Raw genomic sequence first — 8,333 nt, forward strand, 5'->3', positions numbered from 1 at the left:
ATGTGTGCAAAAAACTTGGACTAAAACCTGCGCCTGTTTCTACCCAGATTATCCAGAGAGACAGGCATGCTGAATATTTTACAACTCTGGCAATCATTGCCGCATCTATTGAAAAGTTTGCGGTGGAGATAAGGCATCTCCAGAGGACAGAGGTGCTTGAGGCAGAAGAACCTTTTACAAAGGGACAGAAAGGCTCATCTGCAATGCCGCATAAGAGAAATCCTGTTTTATCAGAAAACCTGACTGGTCTTGCAAGGCTTGTAAGGGGTTATGCATATGCAGCAATGGAAAATATCCCTCTGTGGCATGAAAGGGATATAAGCCATTCATCAGTAGAAAGGGTTATTGCCCCTGATGCCGCAATACTGGTTGATTTTATGCTTACCAGATTCACAGGTCTTGTAATGGATATGGCAGTATATCCTGAAAATATGAAGAAAAATCTTGATAAGATGAAAGGGCTTATAAATTCACAGAGGGTTTTACTGGCGATTATTGAAAAGGGTGCTTCAAGGGAAGATGCATATAAGATGGTTCAAAGAAATACAATGAAGGTGTGGGCAGGAATACAGGGTCAAGGGGCAAGGGGCTGAAAGACTTCTTGCTCAAGGATAAGGAAGTAACAGCGCATCTCTCCAAGAAAGAGATTGAAGCATGTTTTGATATTGCATATCATTTGAAAAATGTGGATTATATATTTAAGAGGGTGTTTAAATAAGAAAATCAAAAATTAAATATCAAAAATAAAAATTGAGGAATAGATGAACATCAAGATAAATGAAAATCTGAAACTATGGGGTGAGGAGATTATCTACTCAATCCTTATCTTGCTTGGTTTCTGGCTACTTGCCAGATTTGCAAGATACTTTCTGGCAAAATGGGTTTTACGATTTACAAAGCACACTGAAACAGAACTTGATGACAAGATTATTGAGGCTGTAAAATCGCCGATTTACTGCATCATATTGCTTTTTGGCATTTCTTTGGCAATCTCTGTCCTTCCGCTGCCTGCAAAAATAATATCCATAGGCAACGGCATAATTTATATAATCGGTGTTTGTATTGGTGTGTTTATAGCATACAGGGTTGTAAGTGTTTTTCTTGAATGGTATACAAACACCATTGCACTCAAAACCAATACCCAGATAGAAAGGGAATTCCTGCCCCTTATTGAAAAGGTCATCTTTGTTTTTATACTCATTACAGGTTTAATCGTTGTTCTAAAGCATTTTAATTATGATATCCTTTCCCTTGTTACAGCCCTTGGTGTCGCATCAATGGCAATCGGCCTTGCTGCAAAGGATACCCTTGCGAATATGATTTCAGGGTTTACGCTTATGGTGGATAGACCTTTCAGGGTTGGCGACAGGATTCAACTTGCAGGCGGTGAGATAGGCGATGTTACGGAAATCGGACTCAGATGCACAAGGATAAGGACATTTGAGAGCAATATACTTGTTGTGCCAAATACAGAATTGGTTAATACAAAGGTTATAAACCAGTGTTTTCCTGATAGTATTATGAGGGCAAAGGCAAGGATTGGGGTTGCATACGGAAGTAATATTGAAAAGGTTAAACAGATAATGCTGGAAACAGCGAATGGACATCCGCAGGTTGTAAAAACACCGCCGCCAATAGCGCTGTTTACAGAATTCGCAGATTCTTCCCTGACAGTCCAGATGTTCTACTGGGTGAAGAACTGCATGGAGATAGGCATTGTTCAGGACGAGGTGAACTGCCAGATAAAGAAAAGATTTGAGGAAGATGGGATAGAGATGCCGTTCCGTTCCAGATATTTATACAGAGCGTCATAACTTCGCATACCTGCGTTGCTCCTCTTGATGGAATTTTATTAAAGCATTTTTAAAAGATGCCGATAATTATCTTAATACGATAAAGAAATTTTATCAGAAGATAAAAATTGATATATTTTATGGGAGGTCTGTATGGCTGGAGGTGCTGGTGTTTTGCCTGAAGTTTTAAAAGTAGGAACTGGCGAGATGGAACTGATTGTCTTTAAGATGTATGCGGGGGGTGCGGCTGATGGTGCAGTAGAAACAAGTTACTACGGGGTTAATGTTGCAAAGGTGAGGGAGATAATACCTATACCAACGCTTACCATGGTGCCTGATATGCCTGATTATGCGGATGCTATTGCAGATGTAAGGGGACAGGTGATTCCAATAATATTTCTTGATAAATGGATGAAACTAAATCCTGTTCAGGGTGCGAATATAAAACAGAAGGTTATTGTCCTTGAGATGATGGGGACCACTGTCGGCATGGTTGTGCATGACGTGGAGAGGATAAGGAGGATTAAATGGGACAAGATAAAACCTCCTCCGTCAATACTGCAGGCAAAACACGGCGGGAAGATAACAGGTGTTGTTAAGATAGATAATCAGGAAGGCGTCCTTCTCCTGATTCTTGATTTAGAAAGTGTGATTTCTGATATAGGTTCTCTTATGCCCCAGCAGGATGTTGCATTAGAAGAGATAGAGAAAATAGGTAAAAAGAAACTGAAAGGCAATGTGCTTATTGCGGACGATTCTTCTGTTGCAAGGAAGATATTAAAGGATACCCTTGAAAATGTTGGTCTGCATGTAATAGAGGCAGTTGATGGAAAACAGGCGATGGGGATACTGAATGAATTTCTTGATAAGATCGGAACGCAGCCAATAACAGATTTTATCCAACTCGTCATCTCTGATGTGGAGATGCCTGAGATGGATGGGCTTACCTTTGTGAATACCATGAAGTCTGAACCACGGTTTCACTCTCTGCCCATAATAATTAATACATCGCTCTCCGGGGAAGAGAACAGGGAAAAGGCTAAACTGATTGGTGCGGATGGTTATCTTGTAAAGTTTGATATTGCAAAATTGATAAATGAAGTTTCAAGATTTCTTAAATGAGAAGGGCAGGTTAGTATGAAGGCAAAGATATATATCACTCTTAAAAAAGGTGTCCTTGACCCGCAGGGTAAGGCTGTTATGGGTGCATTGGAGACAATGGGACATAAAGGGGTAAGGGATTTAAGGATTGGTAAATTTATGGAGATGGAGATTAATTCCATCTCCAGAGAAGATGCTGAAAAAGAAGTTAAAGAGATGTGTGAAAGACTTTTGGCGAATACCGTTATTGAAGATTACAGGTTTGAGATAGAGTAGAAACAATCCATACTGCACAGTATGACAACTACTGTCATAGTTATGACATATTGAATATGACTTTGACAGTATGTTTACCTCTTTTGATTGTTGGTGCAAAGGACTGACAATCATATCTTTTATAATTCAAATCAATAAATACGAATAACCCCACCCTTGTTTATCCCCAAAAATAGACATTGATCTTTGGGTTTATCTGTATCTAATCCCACTTGGCACGATGGTTGCAAGAACATACAAATATAAAGAAATGTAAGTTTATCCTAATCTAGATAATTTTGGAGGTATAACATGGCAGGAGATAAAGATAAAAATAAAGGAGATGTTGAGAATCAGCCTGCAAAGTCATCGCCAAACAAGATATTGTTTATAATTATCGGGGTGTTAGTTCTGGTGATACTGGGAGGGGGTGGATATTTTATTTTTGGCAAGAAGGGCGGGGGTTCGTCAGTGAAAGAGACCGAAAAAGAGACTGCTAGTGAAGGATCAAAAGAAGTCTCTAAAAAAGAAACAGGTAAAGAAAAAGGGAGTAAAGAAGGAGAAAAGAATGGTGGTGGTTCAGGTGGCGAGGTATTTGTTATGGAGCCGTTTGTTGTGAACCTTCAGGACTCCACAGGCACAAGATACCTTAAGGTTACAATTAACTTTGAATTAGAGGGGACTGCTCTGGAAGAGGCAAAGATAAAAACACCGCAAGTAAGGGATGCTATTATCATTCTTTTAAGCAGCAAGGCTTATGCTGATGTTGGAAATATTCAGGGTAAATATCAATTGAGGGATGAGATAGTTGTAAGGATTAACCAGATATTAACTAAAGGGAAATTAAAAGCGGTTTATTTCACAGAGTTTGTAATCCAGTAAGTAAGGATAGGGAACAAAATAATGGCTGAAAAAATCTTAACTCAGGAAGAGGTTGATGCACTGCTTAGGGGCGTATCCAGCGGTAATATAGAAACAGAGAGTGATAAATCAGAGCCTGCAGCAGGTATAAGGGCTTATGACCTTACCCAGCAGGAACGGGTTATAAGGGGCAGAATGCCTGCGCTTGAGATTATCAATGAACGGTTTTGCAGACTTTTCAGGGCATCCCTGTTTAATTTTTTAAGAAAAACAGTTGATGTTTCCACAGAAGGTATCAAGATGACAAAGTACAGCGACTTTATAAAAAATACACCTGTCCCTGCAAGTTTCAATATAATCCAGATCTCTCCGCTTAGAGGGCTAACCCTTCTGGTTCTTGATGCAAACCTTGTATTTATGGTGGTTGATAACTTTTTTGGCGGTGGAGGTAAATATCACACAAGGGTTGAGGGCAGGGATTTCTCATCTACTGAACAGCGGATTATCAGAAAGATTATAGATATGACTTTTCAGGATATGAAAACCTCATGGGAACCTGTTCATCCTGTGAATTTTATCTACAATAGATCAGAGGTCAATCCGCAGTTTATAAATGTGGTTGTGCCGACAGAGGTAGTTTTATCAATGACATTCAAGATTGAGATTGATGCGGCGTCTAGCATAATGCGGATATGTATCCCTTATGCCAGTATTGAACCAATTAAAGAGAAATTATATGCCTCATATCAAAGCGACAGGATGGATGTTGACAAGAGATGGCTCTCAAAATTTGAAGATGAAATCAGGAAGACATCTGTTAGTGTTGCTTGCGAAATCGGCATGGCAGAGGTATCAATAGGGGATTTTCTAAACCTGAATACAGGGGATATTATACAGTTGGATAATAAATCTTCAGAACCGATAAGTGTGAAGATAGAGGGCGTTACAAAATATACTGGCAAACCAGGGATATTAGATGGCCATTATGCAATTGCGGTGCAAGAATTTTTATCAAAAGGAGGAGATTAGTTTATGGCAAACAATCTTCAGACAAAGGCAGATGAGGAAAAAGACAGTGTAATACCAGCAAGATTTAGCGAACTTAAAGAAGTGAAGGAGCAAAAAGGGGAAGGGGATAATAATGTTACTATGGACCGGATTCTGGATATTCCGGTAACGCTTTCTGTAGAGTTAGGCAGGACAAGGGTTGTTATAAATGACCTTCTCCAGTTAAGTCAGGGTTCTGTCATAGAACTTAACAAACTTGTTGGCGAACCCATGGAAATCCTTGTTAATGACAGACTTGTTGCTATGGGTGAGGTAGTGGTGGTTAATGAAAAGTTTGGTGTCAGGCTGACAGATATTGTAAGTCCAATGGAGAGGATAAAACAGTTAAAGAAATGACGGCCATTGTAGAAAATGTAACTCAGGGACTCATTCTGGTAGTAGGTGTAATACTGGTTGGCTCATATCTCTACTCCCGTATGTTCGGGCTGCAGATTAAAGGCAGCAAGGGGTTTATAAAGATGATAACCAGTGCATCCATTGGTCCAAAAAAGTCAATTGCGATAGTGAGTGTTGGAACGCAGTATCTGGTGCTTGGCATAACCCCTGATTCAATAACATATCTTACAAGTATTGAATCTCTTGAGGGTATTGAGAATCTTGAGGCAGGTATTCATGCAAAGGATATCTCAGGTTTTAAGGGCATATTAAATACCATTAAGAAAAATTTTAGAAACAGTGCAGGTTTAAAACAATGAACAGGGCAGGATGTTTATTAAAATTAAAAATATCGGTTGTTGTCTTTCCTTTACTTGTTTTACTGCCATCTATCTGCTCTGGGGCAAATGAGAGTTTAAAACTGCCGGATATTTCCCTTAACATAGGCGGGGAAGACGGACTTTCCAGCACCATTCAAATCCTTATACTCCTTACAGTTTTAACACTTCTTCCCGCCATTATCCTTATGATGACTTCATTTACAAGGTTCATCATAGTTTTTTCCCTTTTAAGACAGGCATTAGGACTTCAGCAGACGCCTCCAAATCAGGTTCTTATAGGACTCTCCCTTTTTATGACACTTTTTGTAATGTCGCCTGTTTTTAATCAGGCATACACAACTGCCCTTGAACCATATCTGGAAAACAAGATTAATCAGAATGAGGCATTTTCAAAGGGGATAAAACCGTTCAGGGATTTTATGCTTAAACAGACAAGGGAAAGGGAACTTGCTTTATTTGTTGAGATGTCAAAGATGGAAAAACCAAAAGAGGTAAATGATATACCATCAACAGTTATTATACCTGCATTCATTACAAGTGAACTTAAGACTGCGTTTCAGATTGGTTTTCTCATTTTTATACCGTTTCTGATTATTGATATGGTTGTGGCAAGTATACTTATGTCAATGGGTATGCTGATGCTTCCTCCTATAATGATATCTCTGCCATTTAAACTAATGCTTTTTGTGCTTGTGGACGGCTGGAGTCTTCTTGTCGGCTCTATGATAGGGAGTTTTAGAATATGACACAGGAATTTATCTTAACTATATGTCAGGAGGCTATAAAACTGCTCTTGTTTGAGACAATGCCTGTTTTAGGAATTGCACTTGTAGTCGGGCTGCTAATCAGTTTATTTCAGGCAGCAACGCAGTTGCAGGAGATGACCTTGACATTTATTCCAAAGATAATAGCAGTTTTTCTGACACTGCTTTTTCTTATGCCGTGGATGCTTGGGATGATGCTGGATTTTACAAGGAATATAATCATCAATATCCCTAACTATACAATGTGACTATGCTTAATCCTATATTTGAACAACTTGGGACTTTTTTCTTTGTATTTATCAGGGTAATTGCCATTTTTTCAGCAATTCCGTTTTTAGGCAGTAAGATTGTTCCTGTAAAGGTAAAAATCGGACTGTCATTACTTATAGGCATCATACTTACCCCTGTATTGGGTGTTCATGCGCTGCTGCCAGAATCAATAGCAGGTCTTGCCATTGGGATAATGAGAGAGGCGCTGATAGGTATAGCAATAGGCTTTATGGTTAAACTTGTATTTAGTTCAATGGAAATCGCAGGGCAGGTTGCAGGTATGCAGATGGGCTTTGCGGTTGCCAATGTTATTGACCCGCAGACCTCTAGCCAGATATCAGTTCTTGCTCAGGTTTATAATCTTATCGGGATCCTAATATTTTTTACCCTTAATATGCACATTATCTTTATCTCTGTCATAAAAGAGAGTTTTGCGATTATACCGCCTTACGGTTTTTCTGTAACAAGGGGTATGATGGATGGGTTTCTGACAATGACTGCTGATATGTGCAGGATTGCAGTAAAACTGGCAGCGCCTATAATGGTCTCAATCCTGATTACAAATATTGCTATGGGCATTATGGCAAGGACTGTTCCGCAGCTTAATGTCTTTGTGCTTGGTTTTCCAATAACAATAATACTTGGACTTGTAGTCCTTTTATTTTCTATGCCCTTTATTACTTCGGTTATAGGCAGGGCATATACAGACCTTTCTTACAACCTTATTGATTTATTAAAGATGGGGGGGAGGGGAGGATAGCAAATGCCGTGGCAAGAAGATAGAGACCAAAGGACTGAAAGCGCTACCCCCCGAAGGCGGCAGGAGGCAAGGGAAAAGGGGCAGGTGGCAAAATCTACAGAGGTAGGCTCTACAGTAATTCTTATCTCTGGACTGGTGGTATTCTATTTTTTTGGATGGGGGATGATTCAGTCTATTAAAGACATTATGGCAGAATCAATATCAAGAAGCGGTTCAACTATTCTGACGCAGGAAACAATCGGCGCTATCTTTAAAAATACTATTATGGATATGTCATATGTCCTGTTTCCCATCACTATCTTTCCTATTATTGGCATTATGGCAAATGTAATGCAGGTAGGCTTGTTATTCACATTAGAGCCTCTTACACCAAATTTTTCAAAGATAAATCCTCTGGAGGGCATAAAAAGGATTGTTTCAGAAAGGGCATTGGCAGAACTCATCAAGGGGATATTTAAACTAATAGTAATCGGTTATATGTCATATATAGTCATAAAAGGTGAGATGGTAAGGTTTGCACCTCTTGTAGATATGAGTATGACAGGGATTATTTTTTATCTTGGCTCTATATCATTTAAGATATTTATTGCGACACTCTGGGTTTTAATAATTATTGCAATTCTAGATTATGCCTTTAACAAGTGGGAGATGGAAAAGGGTTTAAGGATGACAAAACAGGAGGTTAAAGAGGAGGTCAAGGAGACAGAAGGACAGCCTTTGATTAAATCAAGGATTAGAAGTATGC

Annotated in this window: 11 protein-coding genes and 1 pseudogene; all 12 read left to right on the forward strand. The window is 39.2% G+C overall.

The annotated features are described in order from the left end of the window. Nucleotides 1-718, forward strand: a pseudogene (locus HZC45_06000) (adenylosuccinate lyase). A gap of 43 nt (nt 719-761) precedes the next feature. Then, a complete protein-coding gene (locus HZC45_06005) occupies nt 762-1,814 on the forward strand; it encodes a mechanosensitive ion channel family protein (GenBank protein MBI5682702.1) in 1,053 nt (350 codons plus the stop codon). A 132-nt stretch (nt 1,815-1,946) separates the two neighbouring features. Next, a complete protein-coding gene (locus HZC45_06010; GenBank protein MBI5682703.1) occupies nt 1,947-2,915 on the forward strand; it encodes a chemotaxis protein CheV in 969 nt (322 codons plus the stop codon). A 15-nt stretch (nt 2,916-2,930) separates the two neighbouring features. After that, complete coding sequence (gene purS, locus HZC45_06015; protein MBI5682704.1) at nt 2,931-3,170, forward strand: phosphoribosylformylglycinamidine synthase subunit PurS; 240 nt, start codon at nt 2,931-2,933, stop codon at nt 3,168-3,170. A 291-nt stretch (nt 3,171-3,461) separates the two neighbouring features. Continuing rightward, nucleotides 3,462-4,031, forward strand: coding sequence for a flagellar basal body-associated FliL family protein (locus HZC45_06020; GenBank protein ID MBI5682705.1), 570 nt, complete (start codon nt 3,462-3,464; stop codon nt 4,029-4,031). A gap of 21 nt (nt 4,032-4,052) precedes the next feature. Beyond that, nucleotides 4,053-5,039 (forward strand): flagellar motor switch protein FliM, encoded by a 987-nt coding sequence (gene fliM, locus HZC45_06025; GenBank protein MBI5682706.1) that lies wholly within the window; start codon nt 4,053-4,055, stop codon nt 5,037-5,039. A gap of 3 nt (nt 5,040-5,042) precedes the next feature. After that, nucleotides 5,043-5,414, forward strand: coding sequence for a flagellar motor switch protein FliN (fliN, locus tag HZC45_06030; GenBank protein MBI5682707.1), 372 nt, complete (start codon nt 5,043-5,045; stop codon nt 5,412-5,414). Continuing rightward, nucleotides 5,411-5,773 (forward strand): flagellar biosynthetic protein FliO, encoded by a 363-nt coding sequence (fliO, locus tag HZC45_06035; GenBank protein MBI5682708.1) that lies wholly within the window; start codon nt 5,411-5,413, stop codon nt 5,771-5,773. The genes fliN and fliO overlap by 4 nt, the downstream gene beginning before the upstream one ends. Further along, a complete protein-coding gene (fliP, locus tag HZC45_06040) occupies nt 5,770-6,540 on the forward strand; it encodes a flagellar type III secretion system pore protein FliP (GenBank protein ID MBI5682709.1) in 771 nt (256 codons plus the stop codon). The genes fliO and fliP overlap by 4 nt, the downstream gene beginning before the upstream one ends. Further along, nucleotides 6,537-6,806 (forward strand): flagellar biosynthesis protein FliQ, encoded by a 270-nt coding sequence (gene fliQ / locus HZC45_06045; protein MBI5682710.1) that lies wholly within the window; start codon nt 6,537-6,539, stop codon nt 6,804-6,806. Before fliP ends, fliQ begins: the two co-directional genes overlap by 4 nt. Nucleotides 6,807-6,808: 2 nt before the next feature. After that, nucleotides 6,809-7,588, forward strand: a complete 780-nt coding sequence (gene fliR, locus HZC45_06050; GenBank protein ID MBI5682711.1) for a flagellar biosynthetic protein FliR — start codon at nt 6,809-6,811, stop codon at nt 7,586-7,588. 3 nt (nt 7,589-7,591) lie between these two features. After that, nucleotides 7,592-8,333 (forward strand): EscU/YscU/HrcU family type III secretion system export apparatus switch protein (locus HZC45_06055; protein MBI5682712.1); only part of this gene is annotated, 742 nt, incomplete at its 3' end.

The organism is Deltaproteobacteria bacterium (genome assembly GCA_016223005.1).
GTDB lineage: Bacteria > Desulfobacterota > GWC2-55-46 > UBA9637 > GWC2-42-11 > JACRPW01.

What these genes read in the sequence shown, in the direction of transcription:
- purS (MBI5682704.1), top strand. Translation starts at nt 2,931, where the DNA reads ATGAAGGCAAAGATATATATCACTCTTAAAAAAGGTGTCCTTGACCCG.
- fliM (MBI5682706.1), top strand. Translation starts at nt 4,053, where the DNA reads ATGGCTGAAAAAATCTTAACTCAGGAAGAGGTTGATGCACTGCTTAGG.
- HZC45_06010 (MBI5682703.1), top strand. Translation starts at nt 1,947, where the DNA reads ATGGCTGGAGGTGCTGGTGTTTTGCCTGAAGTTTTAAAAGTAGGAACT.
- HZC45_06020 (MBI5682705.1), top strand. Translation starts at nt 3,462, where the DNA reads ATGGCAGGAGATAAAGATAAAAATAAAGGAGATGTTGAGAATCAGCCT.
- fliQ (MBI5682710.1), top strand. Translation starts at nt 6,537, where the DNA reads ATGACACAGGAATTTATCTTAACTATATGTCAGGAGGCTATAAAACTG.
- fliR (MBI5682711.1), top strand. Translation starts at nt 6,809, where the DNA reads ATGCTTAATCCTATATTTGAACAACTTGGGACTTTTTTCTTTGTATTT.
- fliP (MBI5682709.1), top strand. Translation starts at nt 5,770, where the DNA reads ATGAACAGGGCAGGATGTTTATTAAAATTAAAAATATCGGTTGTTGTC.
- fliN (MBI5682707.1), top strand. Translation starts at nt 5,043, where the DNA reads ATGGCAAACAATCTTCAGACAAAGGCAGATGAGGAAAAAGACAGTGTA.
- fliO (MBI5682708.1), top strand. Translation starts at nt 5,411, where the DNA reads ATGACGGCCATTGTAGAAAATGTAACTCAGGGACTCATTCTGGTAGTA.
- HZC45_06005 (MBI5682702.1), top strand. Translation starts at nt 762, where the DNA reads ATGAACATCAAGATAAATGAAAATCTGAAACTATGGGGTGAGGAGATT.